This window comes from Streptomyces longhuiensis, from assembly GCF_020616555.1.
GTDB lineage: Bacteria > Actinomycetota > Actinomycetes > Streptomycetales > Streptomycetaceae > Streptomyces > Streptomyces longhuiensis.
The window spans coordinates 8812645-8837186 of sequence record NZ_CP085173.1; the positions used below are offsets into that span (position 1 = coordinate 8812645).

General features: G+C 70.6%; 19 protein-coding genes. 7 read left to right on the forward strand and 12 right to left on the reverse strand.

From position 1 onward, the window contains the following. Positions 1-275 precede the first annotated feature (275 nt). Complete coding sequence (locus LGI35_RS40075; protein ID WP_227299336.1) at positions 276-1937, forward strand: ABC-F family ATP-binding cassette domain-containing protein; 1662 nt, start codon at positions 276-278, stop codon at positions 1935-1937. A gap of 123 nt (positions 1938-2060) precedes the next feature. Further along, positions 2061-3698 carry an MFS transporter gene (locus LGI35_RS40080; RefSeq protein WP_227299337.1) on the forward strand — a complete coding sequence of 546 codons (1638 nt, stop codon included), beginning with the start codon at positions 2061-2063 and terminating at the stop codon, positions 3696-3698. Positions 3699-3701: 3 nt separating this feature from the next. On the opposite strand, the gene LGI35_RS40085 is transcribed toward LGI35_RS40080, so the two are convergent. Continuing rightward, complete coding sequence (locus LGI35_RS40085; protein ID WP_227300718.1) at positions 3702-5177, reverse strand: VCBS repeat-containing protein; 1476 nt, start codon at positions 5175-5177, stop codon at positions 3702-3704. Between the two features lie 152 nt (positions 5178-5329). Between LGI35_RS40085 and LGI35_RS40090 the strand changes: the two genes are divergently transcribed. Then, positions 5330-5953: a class I SAM-dependent methyltransferase gene (locus tag LGI35_RS40090; RefSeq protein WP_279348696.1), complete on the forward strand. Its 624-nt coding sequence runs from the start codon at positions 5330-5332 to the stop codon at positions 5951-5953. A 15-nt stretch (positions 5954-5968) separates the two neighbouring features. Here LGI35_RS40090 and LGI35_RS40095 read toward each other — a convergent pair whose 3' ends face one another. Continuing rightward, complete coding sequence (locus LGI35_RS40095) at positions 5969-6607, reverse strand: LysE family translocator (protein WP_227299338.1); 639 nt, start codon at positions 6605-6607, stop codon at positions 5969-5971. Positions 6608-6890: 283 nt separating this feature from the next. On the opposite strand from LGI35_RS40095, the gene LGI35_RS40100 reads away from it, so the two are divergent. Then, positions 6891-7511, forward strand: coding sequence for an L-threonylcarbamoyladenylate synthase (locus LGI35_RS40100; protein ID WP_227299339.1), 621 nt, complete (start codon positions 6891-6893; stop codon positions 7509-7511). Between the two features lie 16 nt (positions 7512-7527). Here LGI35_RS40100 and LGI35_RS40105 read toward each other — a convergent pair whose 3' ends face one another. From LGI35_RS40105 to LGI35_RS40115, 3 genes are all read right to left on the reverse strand, one after another. Continuing rightward, a complete protein-coding gene (locus LGI35_RS40105) occupies positions 7528-8763 on the reverse strand; it encodes an epoxide hydrolase family protein (protein WP_227299340.1) in 1236 nt (411 codons plus the stop codon). Between the two features lie 10 nt (positions 8764-8773). Continuing rightward, entirely contained in the window at positions 8774-10111 is a 1338-nt protein-coding gene (locus tag LGI35_RS40110; RefSeq protein ID WP_227299341.1) for a M1 family metallopeptidase, read from the reverse strand. A 105-nt stretch (positions 10112-10216) separates the two neighbouring features. Continuing rightward, positions 10217-14287, reverse strand: coding sequence for a Pls/PosA family non-ribosomal peptide synthetase (locus LGI35_RS40115; protein WP_227299342.1), 4071 nt, complete (start codon positions 14285-14287; stop codon positions 10217-10219). A gap of 325 nt (positions 14288-14612) precedes the next feature. Here LGI35_RS40115 and LGI35_RS40120 point away from each other — a divergent pair, with 325 nt between their 5' ends. Continuing rightward, entirely contained in the window at positions 14613-16256 is a 1644-nt protein-coding gene (locus tag LGI35_RS40120) for a GMC oxidoreductase (RefSeq protein WP_227299343.1), read from the forward strand. 56 nt (positions 16257-16312) lie between these two features. Here LGI35_RS40120 and LGI35_RS40125 read toward each other — a convergent pair whose 3' ends face one another. The 3 genes from LGI35_RS40125 to LGI35_RS40135 form a co-directional block, all read right to left on the reverse strand. Then, complete coding sequence (locus LGI35_RS40125; RefSeq protein WP_227299344.1) at positions 16313-17536, reverse strand: RNA-guided endonuclease InsQ/TnpB family protein; 1224 nt, start codon at positions 17534-17536, stop codon at positions 16313-16315. Positions 17537-17749: 213 nt separating this feature from the next. Then, positions 17750-18229, reverse strand: coding sequence for a carboxymuconolactone decarboxylase family protein (locus LGI35_RS40130; protein WP_227299345.1), 480 nt, complete (start codon positions 18227-18229; stop codon positions 17750-17752). Beyond that, positions 18229-19314: an NAD(P)H-dependent amine dehydrogenase family protein gene (locus LGI35_RS40135; RefSeq protein ID WP_227299346.1), complete on the reverse strand. Its 1086-nt coding sequence runs from the start codon at positions 19312-19314 to the stop codon at positions 18229-18231. Before LGI35_RS40135 ends, LGI35_RS40130 begins: the two co-directional genes overlap by 1 nt. Before the next feature lie 179 nt (positions 19315-19493). Between LGI35_RS40135 and LGI35_RS40140 the strand changes: the two genes are divergently transcribed. Then, complete coding sequence (locus LGI35_RS40140; protein WP_227299347.1) at positions 19494-19946, forward strand: hypothetical protein; 453 nt, start codon at positions 19494-19496, stop codon at positions 19944-19946. A 25-nt stretch (positions 19947-19971) separates the two neighbouring features. Here the strand turns inward: LGI35_RS40140 and LGI35_RS40145 are convergent, their stop codons facing one another. Beyond that, a complete protein-coding gene (locus LGI35_RS40145) occupies positions 19972-20277 on the reverse strand; it encodes a cupin domain-containing protein (protein ID WP_227299348.1) in 306 nt (101 codons plus the stop codon). A gap of 147 nt (positions 20278-20424) precedes the next feature. On the opposite strand from LGI35_RS40145, the gene LGI35_RS40150 reads away from it, so the two are divergent. After that, entirely contained in the window at positions 20425-20994 is a 570-nt protein-coding gene (locus tag LGI35_RS40150) for an isochorismatase family protein (protein ID WP_227299349.1), read from the forward strand. Between the two features lie 30 nt (positions 20995-21024). Here LGI35_RS40150 and LGI35_RS40155 read toward each other — a convergent pair whose 3' ends face one another. Genes LGI35_RS40155 through LGI35_RS40165 form a run of 3 tightly spaced genes read right to left on the reverse strand, consistent with a single transcriptional unit; the run spans position 21025 to position 24520 of the window. After that, a complete protein-coding gene (locus LGI35_RS40155) occupies positions 21025-21375 on the reverse strand; it encodes a UBP-type zinc finger domain-containing protein (RefSeq protein WP_227299350.1) in 351 nt (116 codons plus the stop codon). Continuing rightward, positions 21372-22847: an ATP-binding protein gene (locus LGI35_RS40160; protein WP_227299351.1), complete on the reverse strand. Its 1476-nt coding sequence runs from the start codon at positions 22845-22847 to the stop codon at positions 21372-21374. Before LGI35_RS40160 ends, LGI35_RS40155 begins: the two co-directional genes overlap by 4 nt. After that, positions 22844-24520, reverse strand: coding sequence for an NAD(P)/FAD-dependent oxidoreductase (locus LGI35_RS40165; protein WP_227299352.1), 1677 nt, complete (start codon positions 24518-24520; stop codon positions 22844-22846). The genes LGI35_RS40160 and LGI35_RS40165 overlap by 4 nt, the downstream gene beginning before the upstream one ends. Between the last annotated feature and the right edge of the window lie 22 nt (positions 24521-24542).

A 24542-nucleotide genomic window follows, 5' to 3' on the forward strand; every position in this document is an offset into this window, starting at 1 on the left:
TTGTCTCCGATCGAGGTGGACGTTGCGCATCTGAGGATCGCGATCACCGCGCCGTACGGCCTTCGCCGCCGTACGCCCGTCACGCCGTAGCGGCCGTTCCGTGCCGCCCGTGACCCCGCGTGGATGCGACCTCGGTGCATGAGCCGTCCCCGATGATCTCTCGGACAGCCGCACCCCCTTCCAGGTTCTCGGATCTCCGCGTTCCCGGTTCGGTCGTCGCGTGGTGCTCGCATACGTAGCCCTTTCCCACCGCGCCTGCGAATGCGAGACACACCATGGCGACACCCACCGCGCCCAGCGCCTCCCTGACCTGCTCCGCCCTCTCGTTCCAGTGGCAGGACGGCACCCCCGTCATCGACGGGCTCTCCCTCGCCATCGGCCGGGGCCGCACCGGACTCGTCGGCACGAACGGCACCGGCAAATCCACCTTGTTGCGCCTGCTCGCCGGTCAACTCACCCCCTCCCGGGGGTCGGTGACCGTCGGCGGCAACCTCGCCTACCTTCCGCAGAACATCACGCTCGACACCGCGCTGCGCGTCGACCAAGCCCTCGGCATCGCCGAGCGGCGCGCCGCGCTGCGCGCCATCGAGAACGGCGACGTGAGCGAGGAGCACTTCGACACGGTCGGCGACGACTGGGACGTCGAGGAGCGGGCCCTCGCGACACTGGGCTCACTCGGCCTCGCGGACGTCGAACTCGACCGCACCGTAGGTCAGTTGTCCGGTGGCGAGACCATCCTCCTGCGCCTGGCCGCCCTGCTCCTGGAGCGCCCCGACGTCCTCCTGCTGGACGAGCCGACCAACAACCTGGACGTCTTCGCGCGCCGCAGGCTCTACGAGGCGGTCGACTCCTGGCGCTCCGGCGTCCTCGTCGTGGTCAGCCACGACCGTGAACTCCTCGAGCGGGTCGACCGTATCGCCGAACTGCGCTCCGGCTCCGTGAGCTGGTACGGCGGCGGCTGGTCCGCGTACGAGGAGGCGCTCGCCACCCAGCAGGAGGCGGCCGGGCGGATGCTGCGGGCCGCCGAGGCCGACGTGCGCCGGCAGAAACGCGAACTGGAGGAGACCCAGATCAAGGTGGCCCGCCGCGCCCGGCACAGCAAGAAGATGGACGCCCAGCGCAAGGCCCCGAGAATCGTCGCGGGGGAGAAGAAGAGGTCCGCGCAGGAGTCCGGCGACAAACTGCGCGGGCTGCACGAGGACCGGCTCAGCGACGCGCACGAGCGGCGTGAGGAGGCCGCGGAGGCGATCCGCAACGACGCCGAGATCCGCGTGAGCCTGCCCCACACCGCCGTACCCACGGGCCGTACCGTCCTGAGCATCGACGAACTGAGCCTCCCGCACGGCAAGTTGCGCGACGGCAGCCTCCACATCCACGGCCCCGAACGCATCGCGCTGGTCGGCCGCAACGGAGCCGGAAAGACCACGCTCCTGCGCACCCTCACCGGTGAGCTCGAACCGCTCTCCGGCCAGGCGAAGACGTTCGTACCGCTACGGTTCCTGCCGCAGCGCCTCGACGTGCTGGACGAGGAGCTGAGCGTCGCGGCGAACGTGGCCCGCATGGCCCCGGGCGTCACCGACAACCACGTCCGCTCCCAGCTCGCGCGGTTCCTGTTCAAGGGCGCCCGCGCGGAACAGCCGGCCGGCACCCTCTCCGGCGGCGAACGCTTCCGCGCGGCACTCGCGGCGACGATGCTCGCCGCACCGGCCCCGCAGCTCCTGATGCTCGACGAGCCGACCAACAGTCTGGACATGGCCAGCGTGCGGCAGTTGACGAGCGCACTGGAGTCGTACGAGGGCGCCCTCCTGATCGCCAGCCACGACCTGCCCTTCCTCGAGTCGATCGGCATCACCCGCTGGCTGCTGCTCGGCGAGGACCTTCAGGAGACGACCGCGGAGGAGGTGCGCGACCTGCTGGAGGCGCCCGAGGCCGGGTGAAACGAGGAGCGTGGTCGGGGCGGTCCCAGGATCGTTGATCGATTGGCGGGGCCGCAAGGCCAGGCTTAACGTCGGTGTAGTGAACGAGAGCGTTCACTGCGGTACTGAGGTGCACACCTTCCCATGTCGGGTCTTCAGTCGACACCCTCGAAGCCTGCCGAAGCCCCGGAGCGGGGCCACGGCAGGGGGATCGCACTACTCGTCATCTGTTCGTGCCAGCTGATGGTGGTCCTCGACATCACCATCGTGAACATCGCTCTCCCGCACATCCAGACCGCGCTCGGTTTCTCGACCGAGAACCTGTCCTGGGTGATCAACGCCTACACGCTGACCTTCGGCGGTCTGCTGCTGCTCGGCGGGCGTCTCGGTGACATCCTCGGCCGGCGCCGCGTCTTCATGGCCGGCGTCCTGATCTTCGTGCTCGCGTCCTTCCTCGGCGGCCTCTCGCAGGAGTCGTGGCAACTGCTCGCCGCTCGCTCGCTGCAGGGCGTCGGCGGCGCCATCGCGTCCCCCACCGCCCTCGCACTGATCACGACGACCTTCCGCGAAGGGCCCGAGCGGAACCGGGCGTTCGGCGTGTTCGCGGCCGTCTCCGCGGGCGGCAGCGCGATCGGCCTGATCGCGGGCGGCGTGCTCGTCGAGTGGCTCGACTGGCGCTGGGTCCTCTTCGTGAACGTGCCCATCGGCATCCTGATCGCGCTCGCCATCCCTCGCTTCATCAGGGAGTCGGAACGCCACCCGGGCCACTTCGACGTCCTCGGCGCGCTCACCTCGACCGTCGGCATGGTGCTGCTCGTCTACGGCTTCATCCGTGCCTCGAAGGACGGCTGGAGCGACAGCCTGACCCTTGGCGCGTTCGGCGCCGCCGTCGTCCTCCTCACCGCGTTCGTCGCCATCGAGAGCCGGTCGAAACAGCCCGTCATCCCGCTGTGGATGTTCCGCGACCGCAACCGCGCGGGCGTCTACGGGATGATGCTGTGCCTGGCCGCGGCGATGTTCGGCATGTTCTTCTTCCTGACCCTGTTCGTGCAGAACATTCTGGGCTTCAGCCCGCTGCGGGCCGGCCTCGCCTTCCTGCCGGTCAGCGCGATCATCGCGGTGGCCGCGGGCTTCGCCTCACAGTTCCTGCCCAAGTGGGGGCCCAAGCCCTTCATGGTGGTGGGCGCGGTCCTGGCTGCCCTGGGCCTCGGCTGGCTGACCATGACCGACGTCAACAGCACGTACGTGGGCGGCATCCTGGGCCCCACGCTGGTGTTCGGCTGCGGGATGGGCCTGCAGTTCGTGTCGCTGACGCTCATGGCGCTCTCCGGTGTGGCGCCGAAGGACTCGGGAGCGGCGTCCGGCGTGCTCAACGCACACCAGCAGGTCGGCGGCTCGCTCGGCCTGTCCATCCTGGTCACGGTCTTCGGTACGGCCAGCCGCAACGAGGCCGAGGTCCAGGTGCCGAAATTCCTGTCGCAGGCGACCCCGGCCCAGCAGTTCCAGTTCCGCACGACCGGGCAACTCCCGCCTCCCTGGGGCGACCAGGTGCTCGCGTCGGGCATCTCCAGTGCCTTCGTCGTGGCCGCCGTCTTCGCCGTCGTCGCGGCGTTGATCGCCCTCGTGGTCATCCAGGTCCGCGCCTCCGACCTGGAACGCCTCCAGGGCGGCAGCATGCCGCTCGTACCCGCCGAGGAGAGCGCGACCGCCGCGGGCGGTGCGGCTTCCAGCGCCTCGGCGCCGAACCCCGTCAGACGTGACGGTCCACCCGCGCACGGCTGAGCCCTACGCGGTACGCGGCGGGAGCCCGAGGCCGGACGGGTCCAGGAACCGGATCTGCCCGGCCGTGCCAAGTCCCTCCGGGGTACCCGGGAAGAGCCAGAGTCCGCCCTTGCCGCGCAGATGGCCGGGGGCGGTCGCCACCACGTCGGAGCGGCCGTCACCGTTGACGTCGAGCAGCGGGAACGTGGCGGAGAACCCGTCACCGCCCGACGGGTCGTGCTTGCCGGGCACACCGGGGGTGTCGAGGTCGAAGGCGGTGGCGTTCGCGCCGGTCGGGGGACCGTCGGGGCTGCCCGGCAGCAGCGTGAAGCGGCCGTTTCCCTGGTCCTCTCCCGGCGTGTCCACGAGCAGATCCGGATGCCCGTCACCGTTCACATCGCCGGTGCCGGCGCCCCTTCCGAAACCGTCCTTGCCCTGCGAGTCGCCGGGAACACCGGGTGTCTCCTGATCGAAGACGGCGTTGGGCCGCCCGCCTCCCACACCCGACTTGGACCCGTACGCCACGGTGAGCCGCCCCGAGGCGGGGCCCTCCGCGACACCCACCTCGCGGTAGCCGGGCGCGAGAATGTCCTCGATCCCGTCGCCGTCGACGTCACCGCTGCGCGGCACCATGACTCCGTCGTAGGTGTCGTTGCCGAGGTTCCCGGGCGGCCGGGTCGGAGTCAGTCCGCGGGGGCCGCCCCGGAAGTACGTCACGTACGGGCCGTTGTCCGTCGGCGGATCCGCATCCTCCTCGCCCGGGCTGGGGTCGGTGAACATGACATCGCCGTAGCCGTCGCCGTCGAAGTCCCCGCTGATCGCCTGGCTCGGGCTCGCCGTGTTCTCGAGTTCGGCGGTGCGGGCGGGCGCGCCGTCCTTGCCGAAGGGGCCGTAGGCCACCAGGCCCGGCCGGCGCGGCAGTTCGGTGTCGTTCCCGTTGGGGTGGTGCCCCGCGTAGACCAGATCGACGGCCCCGTCGCCGTCGACATCGGTGGCCGCGCTCGCCATGACGAGACCGGAGGTCTTGACGGGGACCGGGTCGCCGAGGCCTTTCTTGCCGCCGGGCAGGATCACGGCAGTGCCGGGGGCGTCCCGGCGCGCGGGATCCTTGGCGAGGTGGTCGGTCTGCGTCGCCACCAGGTCCGTGTAGCCGTCACCGTTGAGGTCGGCGCGGAGCAGCGGACCGTAGAAGAAGTCGCGGTAGGTCCTGCGACGCCCGGGGTCCAGGCCCTTCGCTGAGCCGGGCAGGACCAGCAGGTGATAGCCGGTCGGCTGGCTGAACTTGTTCCGCGTGGTCATGGACGTCACGAAGTCGTCGTAGCCGTCCCGGTCGAAGTCCCCGAGCCCGCGCTCGCCCGCACCCCGGCCCGTGGGCACCCTCGGAGCGGGGTCTGCGGTGCGGTCCTCGCGGGCATCGCCCTCGGAGCAGCCCGCGAGCAGCGTCACCGCGCATCCGCAGGCGATCAGCGCCTGAGACAGCCGACGGCGTTTACGGGGCACATGGGACAAGGCGTTCCTCCTGGGTCTCCTGCAGAGCTACGGATAGGACCGCTCGGGGACGGTCATGGTTGCGGTCCGGAAGATCGCGGTTCCGCAACGTCGCACCGGGGCCGCCGCGGTGCCATGCTGGGAACGAGACGTGGAGGGCCGTCATGGGGTTCTATGCCGAGCAGGTGCTGCCCCGGATCATCGATGTCGCCTGTGGCGTGAAGATGACAGCACCGCTGCGACGGCGGGTCTGCGGGGGGCTGCGGGGCCAGGTCGTGGAGATCGGGTTCGGCACGGGACACAACGTTCCCTACTACCCGTCGACCGTCGAGGGCGTCGTCGCCATCGAGCCTTCGGACGTCGGCTGGAGACTCGCCGCCGCGCGGGTCGGGGCGGCATCCGTGCCGGTGCGCCGCGCGGGCCCGGACGGCCAGTCGCTGCCCTTCGAGGACCACAGCTTCGACACCGCGCTGTCGACGTGGACGCTGTGCACCATCCCCGACGCCGGGGCCGCGCTGCGCGAAGTGCGCCGTGTGCTGCGGCCCGGCGGGACACTGCACTTCCTGGAGCACGGGCTCGCACCGGAAGAGGACGAGAACGTACGCCGCTGGCAGCGACGCATGGAACCGGTGAACAAGAGGCTCTTCGGCGGCTGTCACCTCACCCGCCCGATCACAGACCTGCTGACGGAGGCCGGATTCGCGATCACGGCACTCGACGTCTTCTACGAGAAGGGCGCACCGAGGCCCATCGGGGCCAACTCCCTGGGCGTCGCACTCGCGCCGTAGGCAGGCGAACAGCCCCTAGTCGGTACGGCCCGTCGCCGCGACCGTCACACCGAGGCCGATCATCGTGAGCCCACCGACACCGCCGACCATGCCGAGCCGCCGCGGCGAGCGGGCGAACCAGCTCCGCGTCGTCGCCGCGACCAGGCCCCACACGCTGTCGGACACCACCGCGATGACGTTGAAGACCAGGCCGAGCAGCAGCATCTGCAGGCTGACGTGCCCCTGGCCGCGGTCCACGAACTGCGGTAGCACTGCGGCGAAGAACACGATCGTCTTCGGGTTGGCCACACCGACCGCGAACCCCTCCCACAACGTGCGCAGACTGCCGTGCGCGACCCCGTCACCACTGAACGCGGCATGCAGCGAACGCCGTTGACGCACCGCCTTGACGCCGAGGTACACCAGATACGCGGCGCCCACGAGCTTCAGCGTGGTGAAGACGAGGACCGAGCGCTCCACGACGGCACCGACACCGAGCGCCACGGCCACGACGAGCACATAGGCGCCGAGCGTGTTGCCCACGACCGTGGTCAGCGCGGCACGGCGCCCCTGCGACAGCGCCCGTCCGATCACGAACAGCACGCTGGGGCCCGGAATCACGATCAGCAGGAACGACATGGCCGCGAAGGCCAGCAGTCGGTCGGAAGACACCATGGGGCTCATACAACACCTCGGCGCGTCCCGCCCGCACGGCATTTTTGCGCGCATCAGCCGGGCCCCGACGACCGGCGTCCTGGCCGCGAGGACCGCGGCCACCACGCCCGGCACGATCAGCAGCGCGAAGGCGCCGCCGTCGGCGCGGGCATCGAGGGAAGCGCCCCGGCCGCCGCCGCGAGCACCAGCACGCCGCCCGTGATGTTCTCCGGGGGACTACTTTCGAGGGAGAGCCGCCCCCGTTCAGAGATCCATTCAGGCCCTCCGCCACTAGACTCGGCGAATGGCGAAGTACTTCGACGTACACCCCGAGAACCCCCAGCGGCGCACGATCAGCGGTGTGGCCGACAGCATCCGCGCCGACGAACTCGTCGCGTACCCGACCGACTCCTGCTACGCGCTCGGGTGCCGGCTCGGCAGCCGGGACGGCATCAGCCGGATCCGGGCGATCCGCCACCTCGACGACCGGCACCACTTCACGCTCATGTGCCAGAACTTCGCCCAGCTCGGGCAGTTCGTGCAGATCGACAACGACGTGTTCCGCGCGATCAAGGCGGCGACGCCCGGCAGCTACACCTTCATCCTGCCCGCGACGAAGGAGGTGCCGCGCCAGCTGCTGCACCCGAAGAAGAAGACGGTGGGCGTCCGGATCCCCGACCACGCCGTCGTACAGGCCCTGCTGGCCGAACTGGGCGAGCCGATCCTGTCCAGCACGCTGCTCCTGCCCGACGAGGAGGAGCCGCTGACGCAGGGCTGGGAGATCAAGGAGCGGCTCGACCACGAGGTGGACGTCGTGGTCGACTCCGGCGACTGCGGCACCGAGCCGACCACGGTCATCGACTTCTCCGGCGGCGAGACGGAGATCGTACGACGCGGGGCGGGCGACGCTTCGCGGTTCGAGTAGCGCACACAGACCCCGCTCAGCGCCGCCCGCGGAACGTGCGGCGCAGGTCGTCGACCCAGGCGTCGGGGACCTCCCACGGGATGAAGTGTCCTCCTGCGTCATGGGCGTTGACGTTGACGTGGTGATACCAGTCGGCTCGGTCGCTCGCGAGCCAGTCGGCGACGCGCTGCTGCGCCGTCGTGACGCCGGGCGGGTTCTCGTACCCGACGAGGGTGAGTCCGGTGGGTGCCTCGACCACGGGCGTACGGGTGTGGGCGGGCGTCCACGGGTAGCGGTTGGCGTTCGCGTAGTACCGCGTCGACGTGCCGATCGTGTTGCCGGCCCAGAAGATCGTGGCGTGGGTGAGGAGATCGTCCTTCGTGAAGACGGTCTCGATGTCGCCGTGGTGGTCGCTCCAGTTGACCCAGCGCTCCAGCACCCAGGCGAGCAGGCCGACGGGGGAGTCGCTCAGGCCGTGGGCGAGCGTGCTGGAGTCGAGGACGTGGACGGCGAGGTGGGAGGCGAAGCGCCGGTCGAGGGCCAGGATCCGGGCGCGGATGTCGTCGGGCAGTCCCTCGGGGACGGGCCGGCCGCCACTGAAGTCCCATGCGCGGTCGCCGGTGAAGAAGTCGAGTTTCAGGCCCGATCCGATGTGGATGCCCAGGAGTTCGTCCGCGTACTTGTGGCCCAGCTGACCGGTGACCAGGGCACCGATGTCGCACCCTCCGGCGGCGTACCGGGTGTGGCCGAGGGTGTCGGTCATGAGGGTGTGCCAGAGGTCGGCGACCTTCCAGAAGTTCATGTCGGGGTGGTCGCGCAGGGGCGCCGAGAAGCCGAACCCGGGCAGGGACGGGACGATGACGTCGAACGCGTCGGCCGGGTCCCCGCCGAAGGCCGCGGGGTCGGCGAGCGGGTCGACGACCTTGGACCAGTGCCAGAACGTCCAGGGCCAGCCGTGGGTGAGGATCAGCGGGGTGGGGTTCGGGCCGGCCCCGGGCCTGCGCATGAAGTGCACCGGGACACCGTCCACGCGCACCTGGTAGTGCTCGTAGGCGTTGATCGCGGCTTCGGCCCTGCGCCAGTCGTAGCTGTGGAGCCAGTACTCGGCCAGCTCCTGGAGGTAGCCGCGGTCGACTCCGTAGAACCAGTCGCCGTTCCCGACGTCGTCCGCCCAGCGCGTCATGCCGAGGCGCCGGCGCAGGTCCTCCAGGACGGCGTCGGACACGTGGACGGGCGTGGGATCCAGAGGGAAGCGCGGTGTTCCGACGGCCACGGGGGAATCCTTACCGGTAGGGGACGAGAGGTGCCGGCAGCGGCGGAAGCGGCCTGCGGCGCAGCCACGCCGTCAAGAGGTCGCCGACCGGCGCCGCCGCGTACCGGGCGACATGCGCCGTGAACGCCTCGGTGCTCACCACGCCGTGCCGGTGCGCCGAGACCCAGTCGCGCACCATGCGGAAGAACGGCTCGTCGCCCAGCGCGCAGCGGATCGCGTGCACGGTGAGCCCGCCGCGCTCGTAGACCTGGTCGTCGAACAGGGACTTGCGGCCCGGGTCGGCAAGGAGCAGGTCCTGCGGCAGCGTGGACAGCTCCCGGTGTGCGGCGGCGGCCAGTTCCTGCGTGCTGCGGCCGCCCGTGCGCTCCGACCACAGCCACTCCGCGTACTTGGCGAAGCCCTCGTTCAGCCAGATGTCCCGCCAGTCGGCGATGGTGAGGCTGTTGCCGAACCACTGATGGGCGAGCTCGTGCGCGACGAGCCGCTCCCAGCCCCGCGCGCCGTCCACGTGGTTCGCGCCGAACAGGGAGAGTCCCTGTGCCTCGACCGGGACGTCGAAGTCCTCGTCGGCCACCACGACGGCGTACTCACCGAAGGGATAGGGCCCGAAGAGCTCCTCGAAGAGCCGCATCATCTCGGGCTGCCGGGCGAAGTCCCGTGAGAACTCCGGCAGCAGACGCACGGGCACGTACGCGCTCTGCGGCACACCGCCGAGCCCCGGATCGCCCAGCAGGACCGACTGGTACATGCCGATCGAGAGGCCCACGAGATAGCTCGGCGTCGGTGCCTGCTGCTCGTACACCCAGGTCGTCGTCGACGACTTCGTCGTGCGCGTGAGCAGGCGCCCGCCGACGACCACGGTGTACGGCGAGGGGACCGTGAGGGAGATCTGGTAGGCGGCCTTGTCGTCGGGCCGGTCGTTGCACGGGAACCAGGACGGCGCTCCGACGGGCTGGCTCGCGACGACCGCGCCGTCGGACAGCTCCTCCCAGCCGAGCCCGCCCCAGGGGCTGTTGACCGGCTTCGGATTGCCCGACCAGTGCACCTCCACCGTGAACGCGGCGCCGGCCCGCAGCGGCTTCGCGGGCCGGATCCGCAGCTTGCCGCCCCGGTGCGTGTAGCGCGGCTGCCGGCCGTCGACGAGCACCTTGCCGAGCCGGAAGGCCGCGAGGTTGAGATGGAACTCGGTCAGCGGGGCCCGGCCCGCTATGGCGCTGATACGGGCGTTCCCCGCGAGGCGGTTGGGGCCGGGGCGGTAGTCGAGGGACAGCTCGTAGCGGTGCACCCGGTAGCGGGGGTCGCCGTGGCCGGGGAAGTACGGCTCCGAAGCCGCTGTCTGGCCGCTCACTGCAGTGTCCACTCCCTGCGCCGTACTCAACGTGTCTGTGTGGTGCCCCCCACCCCGTGCCGTACGCATCGAAGCCCTGACCGACCTTAAGGTGTGCCCGCCCTTCTAGGACCGCCACGCCTCGATCGGATTGCCCAGCCAGCGTGTGTCGTCGGGTACGGACTCCGCGGCCATGACCAGGGACGCGGGGCCCAGAGTGGCGCGAGCGCCGACCGTACTGCCCGGCAGGACGATTCCGCCAGGGCCCACCGTCGAACCCCCGCCGAGCGTCACCTTGTCCATCCGCAGGATCCGGTCGTGGAAGAGGTGTGTCTGCAGTACGCAGCCACGGTTCACGCTGACCGCGCTGCCGAGCGTCACGAGGTCCGTCTCCGGCAGCCAGTAACTCTCGCACCACACGCCCCGGCCGACGCGTGCCCCCAGGCCGCGCAGCCACAGCGTCATGAGCGGGGTGCCCGGCACCGCGCCGATCAGCCACGGCACGGCGACCACCTCGACGAACGTGTCGGCGAGCTCGTCGCGCCAGACGAAGCCGCTCCACAGCGGGTGCTCACCGGCCCTGTGCCGGCCGACCAGAAGCCACTTCGCGGCGACCGCGGACAACGCGCCCACGGCGCCCGCGCCGAGGAGCACCGCCCCGGACAGCGCGGCGGCACCCCACCGGCCCGCGCCCGCCTGCCCGGCGAGCGCGCACAGCGCCGCTCCCGTCAGCACGGCGAGCGCCGCCGAGCAGAAGACGGGCACGAGCCGGAACAGCTCCACCGCGCCGCGCGCCCACAGCAGCCGCGTCGGCGGGTCGTACGTGCGGGAGTGGTCGCCGCCCTCGGGAGCGCGCGGCAGCTTCATCGGCGGCAGCCCCAGATACGAGGTGCCCTTCTTGGCCTTCTTCGGGGTGGCCGACAGGACACCGACCAGACCTCCGTCGGGGACGCTGCGTCCCGGCCCGGTCATGCCGGAGTTGCCGAGGAACGCCCGGCGGCCGATCGCCGCCCGCCCGATGCGGACCCAGCCCCCGCCGAGTTCGTAAGGAGCCGTCAGGGTGTCGTCGGCGAGGAACGCCCCGTCGCCGACCGTGGTCAGGCTCGGCAGGGCGAGGACCGTGGAGACCTCCGCGCGACGGCCGATCTTCATGCCGAGCAGCCGCAGCCACAGCGGCGTCACGAGTCCCGCGTACAGCGGGAACAGCGTCTGCCGGGCCGCGTCCATCAGCTGCGTGATCGTCCAGGCCTGCCAGCCGGTGCGGCTGTGCGTCGGATGCAGGCCCGGCCGCAGCCCGAGGCTCAGCAGCCGCACGGCGCCCACCAGCAGCAGCGCGTAGGCGCATCCGAAGGCCAGTGCGGCGGGCACCACCGCGACCAGGGCGCCGCGCAGTGCCTCGCCGAGACCCGCGTCCGCGGGCACGAAGCGAAGCGCCACCGCGAGCGCGGGCACGGCCGCGAGCGCCGGCAGCGCGGAGAGGGCGAGCCCCGACGCGCCGTACATCAGCCGCCACCCGTACGAGCGCTTCGGCCGCTGTTTCGGCCAGTCCCGTTTGGCCTTGCCCAGTTTCACGGCGGGGGAGCCGGCCCAGCGCTGGCCGGTCGGGATCTGGCCGGTCACCGCGGATCCGGGAGCCACCTCGGCCTTCTTGCCGACGCGCGCACCGGGGAACAGCAGGCTGCGGGTGCCGACGACCGCTCCGCCGCCGACCTTGACGGCACCGATCACCAGACGGTCGCCGTCGAGCCAGTGCCCGGAGAGGTCCACGTCGGCCTCGACGGCGCAGCCGCGGCCCAGTTTGAGCATGCCGGTCACCGGCGGGAGCGAGTGCAGGTCCACTTCGGCGCCGATCCGGGCGCCGAGGGCGCGCGCGTACCGCAGCAGCCACGAGCCGGTCAGCGAGGTCGCGCCGCTGTACTCGGCGAGCCGCTCAGCCGTCCACAGCCGCAGATGGACGTGGCCGCCGCGCGGATACGTGCCCGGCCCGACGCCTCGCAGCAGCAGCCGCGCGCCTCCCGCGGCGAGCGCGAGCCGCCCCGCCGGGCTGAACAGCATCGCCGCCCCCGCGGCCACCCACCACCAGGACACGGCGGGAGCCCAGGCATAGGACCCGAACCAGTGCAGGACGTTGCCGAGCGCGGCCAGAGCCACGCACCACCGCAGCCCGACGAGCGTGAACAGCGGGAGAAGGAGCAGGAGTTGAAGGACCTGAGCGCGCACCGGCACGGCTCCGACGTCTCGGTGCGCCTCCGTGCCCTGCGCGGACTCCTCCAGATGGCGCGCGAGCTTGCGCAGCGTCGGGTGCTGGTAGATGTCGAGGACGGCGGCGCTGGGATAGCGGGTGCGCAGCCGGGTGGTCAGCTGGGCGGCCGCCAGACTGGAGCCGCCGATCGCGAAGAAGTCGTCCTTGGCGCCGGTCACGGACACCCCGAGCGTGTGCGCCCACTGTTCGGCGAGCCACGCCTCCGTGCCGTAGAGCTGCTCGGTGGGCCCGGTGGAGGTCTCCAGGTCGGGCAGCGGCCAGGGCAGGGCGGCGCGGTCCACCTTGCCGGACGTGCGGGTGGGCAGGCTCTCGACGGGGGCGAGGAGCGGCACCAGGGCGGCGGGCAGCGCGGCTCGCAGGCGTTCCACGGCTTCGGCGCGGTCCCAGCCGTCCTGCGCGACGACGTAGCCGACGAGCAGTTGGTTGCCGCTGCGCGCCGTGCGTACGGCGGCGGCCGCCCCGGCGACGCCGGGCAGCGCCTGCAGAGCCGCGTCGACCTCGCCGAGCTCGATACGGCGCCCACCGAGCTTGATCTGCTCGTCCCCGCGCCCCAGGAACACGAGGCCTTCCGGGTCCGCCTTGACGAGGTCGCCGCTGCGGTAGGCGCGTTCCCAGCCGACGGAGGGCAGCGGCGCGTACTTCTCGGCGTCCTTGGCGGGGTCGAGATAGCGCGCCAGGCCCACGCCGCCGATGACGAGTTCGCCGGTGGCACCGAGCGCGACGGGGTCGCCGGCCTCGTCGACGACGGCCAACTCCCAGCCGTCCAGCGGCAGTCCGATCCTGACGGGCTCCTCGCCGGTCATCAGGCACGCGCAGGCCACGACCGTGGCCTCCGTGGGGCCGTACGTGTTCCACACCTCGCGGCCCTCGGTGACCAGGCGCTGCGCCAGCTCGGGCGGGCAGGCCTCGCCACCGAAGATCAGAAGACGTACGTCGTCGAGGACTTGGGGCTCCCACAGTGCGGCGAGCGTGGGCACCGTGGACACGACGCTGATGTCCTGCTCGACGAGCCAGGGCCCGAGGTCGGCGCCGCTGCGGACGCGGGAGCGCGGCACCGGCACCAGGCAGGCGCCGTTGCGCCAGGCCAGCCACATCTCCTCGCACGACGCGTCGAAGGCCACGGACAGGCCGGCCATCACGCGGTCGCCGGGCCCGATCGGCTCGTCGGTGAGGAACAGCGCGGCCTCGGCGTCGACGAAGGCGGCGGCGCTGCGGTGCGAGACCGCGACGCCCTTGGGCTTCCCGGTGGAGCCGGACGTGAAGATGATCCAGGCGTCGTCGTCGGTGCCGGGCAGGCAGTCGGCGGTTCCCCGGGGAGCCCTGGCGCCGCCCTCCTCCTTGCCGTCGGGTCCCCACGCGGTCAGGTCGTGGCCGGCGCCGATGACGGAGCGGACCCCGGCTTCGCCGAACACCAACTCGGCCCGTTCGTCAGGGTCTTCGGCGTCCACGGGGACGTAGGCCGCGCCGACGGCGAGCACCGACAGGATCGCGACGTAGAGATCGTTGGTCCCGGACGGGACACGGACCCCGACCCGGTCCCCCCTGCGGACCCCGGCCAAGGCGAGCCGCACCCGCAGGTTCTCCACCTCGTCGGCGAGCGCGCGGTACGTGAGCTGCTTCGCCCCGTCGTCCAGGGCCACTTCGTCGCGGTGGTCGCGCACGGACGCGCCGAAGATGTTCATCAGGGTGCGGGGAGGGGCGGCAGGGCCCGCGGTGAACAGGGCCGTGCCGCTGCGGGCCGCGACGGCGCTGTTCTCGAAGCACCCCGCGTCGGGGGTCGTGACGGTCAGGTCCAGCGGTTCGGTCAGGTCCACGGGTTCGGCCGGCGGCGTTCCGCGCTCGACGGCGACGCCCGCCGTGGCGTCGAGTGCCACCGTGCCGGGCAGCGGTTCGTCCAGCGGGGGGACGTCGCTGCCGTTGTCTGAGGTCGTCATGGGTTCCTTGCGTGTCGCCGCCGGAGCTGGATCAACGGTGATCCCGCATGAAAGCCGTGCTGCCGGTCCGGCCGGGCGCCGAACAACCTGACGAAGTGTAGTAACTCGCTCGTTTGTTTACATGCAGGGACTTGCCTGGATCTGTGTGACAGTGCTAACTCCGCCGTGGCTGTCGACGACCGCCCCGGGGTCGCCGGGGCACCCGGGAGCGAGTGGACGCGAGTTACCTATTCGGCCCACATGAATTACCCGTTCGTGTGTAGTGACTTGATGCGTCATCAGCAGTAGAACTCGTTTCGATTCCATCGAAAGTGAGGAACGTGCCATGAGTGGTTCCACCACGCGTGCAAGCGGTTCCAGAAACGTCTCGCGACGCGCTTTTATCGCTGGAACCGGTTCTATTCTGAGCGCCGCGGCCCTGTCGGCCCACGCCCCAGCGGCCCACGCGGCCACCGCCCCCGTCGCCGCTCCGATCGACACCGGCGCGCACGTCCGCGCCCTCGTCGTCGGCACGGGATACGGAGGCTCCGTGGCCGCGCTGAGACTCGCCCAGGCGGGTGTCGACGTCCACATGATCGAAATGGGGATGGCCTGGGACACCCCCGGACCGGATGGCAAGATATTCGCCAACACGACCAGTCCGGACGCCCGTTCCTACTGGCTCCGGACCAAGACCAAACAGCCCCTCAGCAACTTCCTCGGCTTCCCGCTCGACAGAGACGTACCCCGCTACACCGGAATTCTGGACGCCGAGGAAATGGGCGGCATCGTCGTCTACCAGGGCCGCGGCGTCGGCGGCGGTTCCCTGGTCAACGGCGGCATGGCGGTCACGCCCAAGCGCGAGAACTTCGGCGCCATCCTCCCGTCGGTCGACGCCGCCGAGATGTACGCGACGTACTACCCGCGCGCCAACGCCGCGCTCGGCGTCGGCACCGTCGACCCGGCCTGGTTCGAGAGCGCCGAGTGCTACCAGTTCGCGCGCGTCGGCCGTAAGCACGCCCAGCGCTCCGGCTTCCCGTTCGTCTTCGTGCCCGACGTGTACGACTGGGACTACATGAAGCGGGAAGCGGCCGGAACCGTCCCCAAGTCGGCACTCGCCGGCGAGATCCTCTACGGCAACAACTACGGCAAGAAGTCGCTCCAGAAGACCTACCTGGCCCAGGCCGGGGCCACCGGCAAGGTCTCCATCTCTCCGCTGCACAAAGTGACTTCGGTCGCGCCGGCATCCGGCGGCGGGTACACGGTCGTCATCGAGCAGATCGACACCACCGGCACGACCACAGCCACCAAGACCGTCACCGCGGACAAGGTGTTCTTCGCGGCCGGCAGCGTCGGCACCAGCAAGCTCCTGGTCAAGCTCAAGGCCACCGGCGCCCTGCCCGCCCTGAACGGCGAGGTGGGCAAGGGATGGGGCGACAACGGCAACGTCATGTGCGGCCGCGCCAACCACCTGTGGGACCCGACCGGTAAGGTCCAGGCGTCTATCCCCTGCGGCGGCATCGACAACTGGGCCGCCGGAGGAGCGTTCGCCGAGGTCGCGCCGCTGCCGACCGGGATCGAGACGTACGCCTCGTTCTACCTGTCGATCACGAACACCCCGCACCGCGCCGAGTTCTCGTGGAACGCCCAGGCGGGCAAGGCCGATCTGAACTGGCAGACGGCCTGGAAGCAGACCTCCATCGACATGGCCAAGACGATCTTCGACAAGATCAACGCGAAGGAGGGCACGATCTACCGCACCGATCTCTTCGGCACGTACAAGATCTGGGGCGACCACCTCACGTACCACCCGCTCGGTGGCGCGGTCCTGAACAAGGCCACCGACAACTACGGCCGCCTGCACGGCTATTCGGGCCTCTACGTCATCGACGGCTCTCTGATCCCCGGCAACACGAGCGTCAACCCGTTCGTCACGATCACGGCGCTCGCCGAGCGGAACATCGAGAAGATCATCGCCACCGATCTTTGACATGCTCCTCGAGCTGAGGCCCGAGGATTCTGGCCGTCCCACGGGTTGCTGTGCCGCTATGCGGCACGGCTTCCTGCTGGGATTCCGTGGCTTCCTGTTTCTTCGCGCTGTGCCAGAACGGGTTCTGGTCTTACCTTCGCTCCGCAGGCCGATGCCGCCAGTCCGGCGGCCTGTTTCACATTCTTGGCGGCGTTGACATCCCGGTCATGCCGGGTGCCGCAGACGGGGCAGGTCCACTCGCGTACGTGCAAGGGTTTGGGGCCGTCGTGGTGTCCGCAGGTCGAGCACACCTGGCTGGTGGGCTCGAACCGGTTGATCTTGATGAGGGTCCGCCCGTAGCGAGCCGCTTTGTAGGCGAGCATGGTCACGAACTGTGACCAGCCCGCGTCATGGACGGACTTGGCCAGTTTGGTGCGCGCGAGGCCCTTGACCGGCAGGTCTTCCACGGCGATCGCTTGGTTCTCGCGGATCAACCGGGTGGAGAGCTGGTGGTGGAACTCCTTGCGCGCATCGGCGACCTGCGCATGCGCGCGGGCAACCTTGAGCCGGGCCTTGGCCCGGTTCTTCGAGCCCTTCCGTTTGCGGGACAGCTCCCGCTGGGTTTTCTTGAGTTTCTTCTCCGCCCGGCGCAGAAACCGCGGGGAGTCGATTTTCGTGCCGTCGGACAGCACCGCGAAGTGGGTCAGGCCCAGGTCGATGCCGATGGCCTGGTCGGTGGCGGGCATCCGCGCGGCGTCGGCGGCCGGGTCGGTGTCGATGACAAAGCTTGCGAAGTACCGGCCCGCCGAGTCTTTGATCACGGTGACCGAGGACGGCACCACGGGTAGGGTGCGTGACCACTTCACCCGCACCTCGCCGATCTTCGGCAGGTTCAGCCGGCCGGTTGGGGTGATGGACCAGCGGGCGTTGGCAGTGAACCGGATCGACTGCCTCGAGTCCTTGCGCGACTTGAACCGCGGCGCACCCACCCTCGCGCCCTTACGTTCACCCTTGAGGGAGGCGAAGAACGCCCGGTAGGCGGCCTCCACATCCCGCAGGGACTGCTGGAGCACCACCGAGGACACCTCGCCCAGCCAAGACCGCTCCACGGTCCGCTTGGCGCGGGTGACCAGAGTCCGGGACAGCTCGGCGGCCTTCGGGTAGGGCAGACCCGCCGCGTGGGCGTCCTTCCGGGCGCGTACCGCGTCGTTGAATACGACCCGCGCGCACCCGAACGCCCGGCCCAACGCGAGGCGTTGACCCAGTTCCGGGTAGAGCCGGAACGCGTACCGCAGCTGCATGAACGCCACCCTAGGTGCGCCCTCCCGGGCACCGTCCCAGAAGATCGAAACTGTTCACGATCGCCCTCCCGTTTGACGCTCGCGCTCAGGTTCGGCCCATCGTGCCCGCCGGTGATCGTTGGACGCGTGGGACGAGCCGTGATGCTCTGCACCGGCAGTCCGAGGTCCACACCTCCCTGCTCCGCAGGGAGCGTCGCGATCGCCAGATGCGCCTCAGCCCGTGGGCAGGACGCACACCGTGTCGAGCCCCAGCACGTGGTTGAGCCGGCCGAACGCCAGCCAGGAGCCGATGCTCATGCTCAGCTCCACGATCTCGACCTGGCTGTACAGGGCGGTCATCCGGGACCAGAACTCCTCGTCCAGGCCGTGGTGGTCGAGCGCGTACCGCTCGGCGTACTCGGCCGCGAGACGGGTCCGGTCGTCGAAGGCGTCGCTGGTACGCCACTCGGTCACCGAGTCGGCGAAGGACTCCTCGACCTTCTCCCCGTCCCGGTCGGTACGCCAGTCCAGGCAGAACCGGCACCCGTTGATCTGCGCGATACGCAGCCGCGCCGCCTCGAACTCCCTCAGGCCCAGCGTCGTATGGGCGTACACGGACAGCGAGAAGTTGGCGGCCGCCATGCCGATCCCGGGGACCATGTCCCCCCAGACGTAGCCGATCGGTTCCTGTCCCTCGGGGATGTCGATGATCATCAGTGCTTCCTTCCGCGATGGCCGAGCTTTCCGACTGCGGGGCGCAGCGGGACGTCGAGCGCGTCGTAGAGGCCCGGGGCTTGGTCCACGAGCCAGTCGATGGCGTTCACCAGCCGGCCGACCGCGGTGGCGTTGCCGCCGGCCGACCGGTTCTCGCCCTCGTCCGCGGCCTCGACGGTGACCTCGATGCGCGGACGGCCCTCGACGATCACCCGGTGCGCCCCGGTGCCGTCGGGGGGCGTCGGCCAGTCCGGCGCGCAGGACGGGTGGATGCGGGTGACGTGCTCGATGACGATGAGGGGTTCACCCCCGACGATGCCCTGCACCTCGAACCGTACGGCGCCCTGGGTGCCGGCCTCGAAGTCGCCCATCGTGCGCGTGCTGACGGTGGTGTCGAGCGGACGGCGGTCCAACGTCTCGCGGATCTCGTCGAGTTCGACCCCGAGCGCCCGCGCCATCAGGCGTATCTGCCCACCCCACACCATCGTCGGGACGGTGTCCCACAGCATGGGCGGGTCGTAGTCCATCGGCTGGCCCATGCCGACCAGGAGCCGTACCGAGTCGGGCTGGTCGTACGTCGAGTAGTCGAAGATCTCCTGGCAGCGGATCGCGTCGACGGTGCTGCCGAGCCCGCTGACGAGGAGCGGCAGGACGTCGTTGCCCCAGCCCGGGTCGACTCCGGAGGCGAACAGGGTCCCGCCGCCTTCCGCGATCGCGGCCACGACCGGATCCCGGAATTCCGGTGGCGCGCTGCGGTGGTCGTAGAGCGGATAGAGGGCGGGCGAGACGACGACCGCGCCGGACCGCAGGGCCCGGGCGATGTCGGCGAGGGCGTCGTCGGGGCGGATGTCGCCGGAGGCGGCGTACACGACGGCCCGGGGCCGGGCGGCCAGCACCGCTTCGATGCCGTCGCTGGCCCGGACGCCCAACTCATGCTCGAGTCCCGCGAGTTCACCCGCGTCGCGGCCGACCTTCGCGGGGTCGTGGACCAGCACGGCGACGAGCTCCAGCGCCGGGTGGGCCTCGACGGCACGGATGGCCGCGCGCCCGACATTTCCGGTACCCCAGACAACGGTCGAAATCATGCGCGGAGGGTAGCGCCGGGGCCCGAACCTTCCTAGAGCCATGACGAGTCCAGGAGATACGGAAGGACGGCCTACGCTCCGGGTGACCGCCCCGGCCGCCCCACTATGCTCAGCAGTTCGGCCCGGGCGAGGTGTTCCCGGGCCTGATTGCTGAGTTGTACGGGGATCACGGAGGAAACGTGCGCAGGACGGTAACCGGTATTGCTCTGGTCGCGGCGACAGCCGCTCTGCTGGCCGGGTGCGGCAGCGGCGGGGGAGACGGCAAGGACGCCGGGGCGAAGCAGGACACGTCGAAGGCGCCCTCGCCCGCCGCCTCGAAGCCGGCCGGGGGTCAGGAGGTGACCCGCGAAGTGACCTTCGAGGTGCGGGGCCAGGGCAGTACGCAGGTCTTGTGGACGGCAGGCGACAGCAAGACGGAGCAGGTGAACCTGCCCTGGACGAAGACGACCCGACTGACCGTCAAGGGCGCCGAACTGAAGGTCGGCAGCCTGGTGTCGGTCGTCCCCGGCTCGGTGACCGGCTCGGACGGACAGCTCGAACCGGCCTCCTGCGTCATCAAGGTCGACGGCAAGCAGGTCGCGGACAACAAGGACGGCAAGTCGATCGCGGGCTGCAAGTACCTCGTCAAGTGACCGCCGTCAGGTGGCCGACGGAGTGCTATGCCACGGCTTTCGACGTTCCCTTGAGCTCGATCTCGACGAACGCCAGCCACGTGCCGCCCGTGTTGACGACGTCGTGCTCGCCGCCCGCCGGGCGCGCGTAGGACTCGCCCGCGCGCAGCTGTGACTCGGTCACCGTGCCGTCGGGGGCGAACGCGCTGATCCGGCCGTCCACCACGGGCACGACCACGTAGTCGTGCTCGTGGACGTGGCGGCCGGTACGCGTGTCGGGCTCGAAGTCCCAGCGGGTCACCCGTACCTGCTCGTCCTCGTGCTGCACGCTCGGCTTCGCGGTCGTCGTCATCGAACCTCTCCCTGCTGTCGATCACGGGGCGTCGGCTCCAACGCCCACGTCAGAGGCCTGATCGGCATCCGACGTCAGTGGAACACAGGACCCGGGGGCGTACGAAACCGTGTGGAGGCGCGCGGCTGCGACGGTCATGATGACCGCATGATCAATCGCGTAGAGGCCCTGATCGTGGTGGACGTCCAGTCGGCGTTCGTCTCCGGCGAAGGGGCCGTTCCCGATGCGGTACGTCTTGTGGAGCGGACGACGGACCTGATCGCGCGGGCCCGTAGCGGCGGGGCCCTCGTCGTGCACCTCCAGAACGACGGGCCGCCCGGGGCGGAGGACGAGCCGCACACGCCGGGCTGGCAACTCCACCACCCGGTCGAGCCGGGCCCGACGGAGGTCGTGATCCGCAAGCCCCGGGACGACGGCTTCGACGGGACAGCGCTGGGCGACCTGCTCGTGGGCGCGGGGGTCGAGGCGCTCGTCGTCTGCGGTGTGATGTCCGAGATGTGCGTCCAGGCGACGGCGCGCACCGCTCTCGCGCGGGGCTATCGGGTGGTCCTGCCGTACGACGCCCACGCGACCCAGAACGTCCCGGCGGCCCCCGGCATCAGCGAGGAGGTCCCGGCCGCCGCCGTCTCCAGGGTCGCGGCCTGGGCGCTCGGCAGCGACGCGGACACGACCACGCACTCGGCGGACGTGTCGTTCACGGCCCCGGGGCCGGCCTGATCCGGCGCTCCTGCGTCGAGGGGGAACCCGTCAGCCCAGCAACTCGGACCAGTTCGAGGGGACTCGGCCCGCCGGGCCGGGGGTCGACTGTGTCTCGGGATGACTGCCGGGGGGAGCGAGGTCCGGGCCCGTCTCGATGAGCGAGGACGTGTTGTAGTCCCAGAACCAGCTCTCGCCCGGCTCGAAGCTCTGGATCACCGGGTGGCCGCTGGTCCTGGCGTGATCCGTCGCGTGCTTGCCCATCGAGTCGTCGCAGCAGCCGATGTGGCCGCACTGCGCACAGCGCCGCAGGTGGAACCACCAGCCGCCGGCCGCGTCGCACTCGGAGCATCCGGTGCCGCTCGGCGGTACCGAGGGATCGATGCCGTTCAGGGTGCTCATGAAGGCTCCTGTGGGGGGTCGGATGCGGGATCCGGGTCGGAGTTCGTGGACGTGAGGGGGAGATGTACCTGGAAGCGGGTGTCTCCGGGCTCTGACTGCACTTCGAGTTGGCCGTGGTGCTTGTTGACGACGATGCGCCACGAGATGTCGAGGCCGAGCCCGGTTCCCTCGCCCACCGGTTTGGTGGTGAAGAACGGGTCGAAGATGCGGCCACGGATGTCGGCGGGGATCCCCGGCCCGGTGTCGCGGAACTCCACGAGCAGATGGTCACGGTCGAGGGCGGTGCGCACCGTCAACGTGCCCTCGCCGCCCGCCCCGTTCATCGCCGACACCGCGTTGTCGATGAGGTTCGTCCACACCTGGTTGAGCTCTCCGGGGTAGGCGGGGACCTCGGGCAGGGTGCGGTCGTAGTCCTTGACGACCTTGATGCCGTTGCCGAACTTGCCGGAGAGCATCATCAGCGTGCTGTCGAGCAGCTCGTGCACGTCGGCGAACCGGGAAGGGGCCCGGTCGATCTGGGAGTACTGCTTGGCCGCGTCCACGAGGTGGGAGATCCGCGCGGTGGAGTCCTCGATCTCGTTCATGAGGAGCTCGGTCTCGACCGTGTAGTTCAGCCACCGCACGGCGCCTTCGAGGGTCTCCTCGCCGACGGCCGAGGCGACCTGGTCGAGCCAGTCGGCATCGAGGCCGGCCTGGACGAAGTTCGGCGCCAGCTGCCAGCCGGCGGTGATCCCGTGGTCGTCCAGCCAGTCCGTGAGGGCGTCCTCGCGGTCGGAGGTCTCCAGCGGGGTCAGTACAGGAGCCTTGGACACCTGCTCGGCCGTCCGCTCCTGGAGTTCGATGAGCGTCTCCAGTGTGGCCCGCCGGTACGGGCCCGCGGCGATCGCGCCCAGTTTGTGGCGCATGCCCGCGACCCGCTCCCGCAGCGACGACGTGGCCCGCGCCGCCGCGGCGGCCGGATTGTTGAGCTCGTGGGTGAGCCCGGCCGACAGCGAGCCGAGCGCGAGGAGCCGCTCCCGCTGCCCGATCCTCTGCTGGATGCTCTGGACGCCGAAGAAGAGCCCTTCCAGCAGGTGGACGGCCATGGGGAACCACTCCCGCATGACGGCCGCGAAGGTGTCGGCCGGCAGGACGAAGAACCGCGAAGGCTCCGTGACCCGCATCGAGCTGTTGTACGTCTGCGGGGCGCGATCGCCGAGATAGGACTGGAAGGCGCCCGAGTACACACCGCGGCTGGAACTCCGGTTCACCTCGACGTCGTCGGCGCCGACGCGGCGCGACAGAACGAGCTCGCCCTCAAGGAGCACGTAGAAGCAGGTCGCCGGGTCACTCTCCGCGTATACGGGCCCGGCGTCGAAGGCCTCCACGTGCCCCTCGCGGCACAGCCGGTCGAGCTGGTCCGCGTCGAGCTTCTCGAACAGGAACAGCGAGCCCAGTTCCTGGCGGCTGCACGGAACCCGCCGCCCGTTCACGACTGCTCCAGATACCGGTGTACGAGCATGACGGCCATGGCTCCCTCTCCGACGGCGGAGGCGACGCGCTTGGCGGACTCGGAGCGCGCGTCCCCGGCCACGAACACACCGGGCACATTGGTCTCCAGGTGGTACGGCGGCCGGTCGAGGTCCCAGTCCGCGGGGGGCCGTCCGTCCGGGGTGAGGTCGGGACCGGCCATGATGAACCCCCGCCCGTCCCGCAGCACCGTCCCCTCCAGCCAGCCGGTCAGCGGCGCGGCCCCGATGAACACGAACAGCCACTGCGCATCCACGAGTTCGGTGTGCCCGCTCGCCACGTCGCGCAGGGTCAGCTGCTCCAGATGATCGGATCCGTGCGCGGCGTCGAGGACGGTGCCGGTGCGTACGGAGACGTTGGGCGCGTCCTCGATCTGCTGGACGAGGTAGTGCGACATGGAGGCGGACAGCGACGGGCCCCGTACGAGGAGCGTGACGGACTTGGCGCCCCTCGCCAGATACATGGCGGCCTGTCCCGCCGAGTTCGCGCCGCCGACGATGTACACGTCGTGCCCCTGGCAGGCGCTCGCCTCGGTCAGCGCGGAACCGTAGAAGACCCCGCATCCCGTGAGTCCCGCGAGGCCGGGGGCGTCGAGCTGGCGGTACGACACTCCGGTCGCGAGGATCACACTGTGCGCGGAGACGGCGGAGCCGTCGGAGAACAGCACGGTGCGCGCGGGCCCGTTCACCTCCAGGCCCGTCACCTCACGTGCGGTGAGGATCTCGGCGCCGAACCGCATGGCCTGGCGCCGGGCGCGTTCGGTGAGCTGGGACCCGGACACGCCGTCCGGGAAGCCGAGGTAGTTCTCGATCCGCGAGCTCTGGCCCGCCTGTCCGCCGGTCGCCGAGCGTTCCACGAGCACGGTCCGCAGGCCCTCGGACGCCCCGTAGACGGCGGCGCCGAGCCCCGCGGGGCCGCCGCCGACGACGACCAGGTCGTAGAAGTCGGCCGTCGGCGTCGTCGCCAGGCCCACCCGCGCGGCCAGCTCGGCGTCCTCGGGTTCGACGAGCGCCGTGCCGTCCGGGGTGATCACGAGCGGGAGCCGCGAGCCGTCCTGCCCGGCGGCGGCCAGCAGACAGCGGGCTTCCGGATCCTCGGACGAGTACCACCGGTACGGCACCTGGTTGCGGGCGAGGAACTCCCGTACGTCCGACGACCGCGCCGACCACCGGTGCCCGACGACCTTCGTGGTCGCCACGGGCTTGCGGTCGCTGGCCCGCCACGTCTCCAGCAGGTCCTCCACGACGGGGTAGAGCTTCTCCTCCGGCGGGTCCCACGGCTTGAGGAGGTAGTGGTCGAGGTCGACGACGTTGATCGCGTCGATGGCGGCGCTCGTGTCCGCGTACGCGGTCAGCAGGACCCGGCGCGCGCCCGGATAGATGTCGATGGCCAGCTCGAGGAACTCGATGCCGTTCATCTCCGGCATCCGGTAGTCGGCCAGGATCACCGCCACCAGGTCGCCGCGCAGCTTGAGCTCGCGCAGCGCGTCCAGGGCGGACTCCCCGGACTCCGCGCGGACGATGCGGTACGACTCCCCGAAGCGTCGCCGCAGGTCACGGGCGACGGCGCGGGAGACCCCCGGGTCGTCGTCCACGGTCAGGATGACGGTGCGCGCTGGGCCTGCGGCCTGTGCCATGCGTCTTCCACCCCGAACTCAT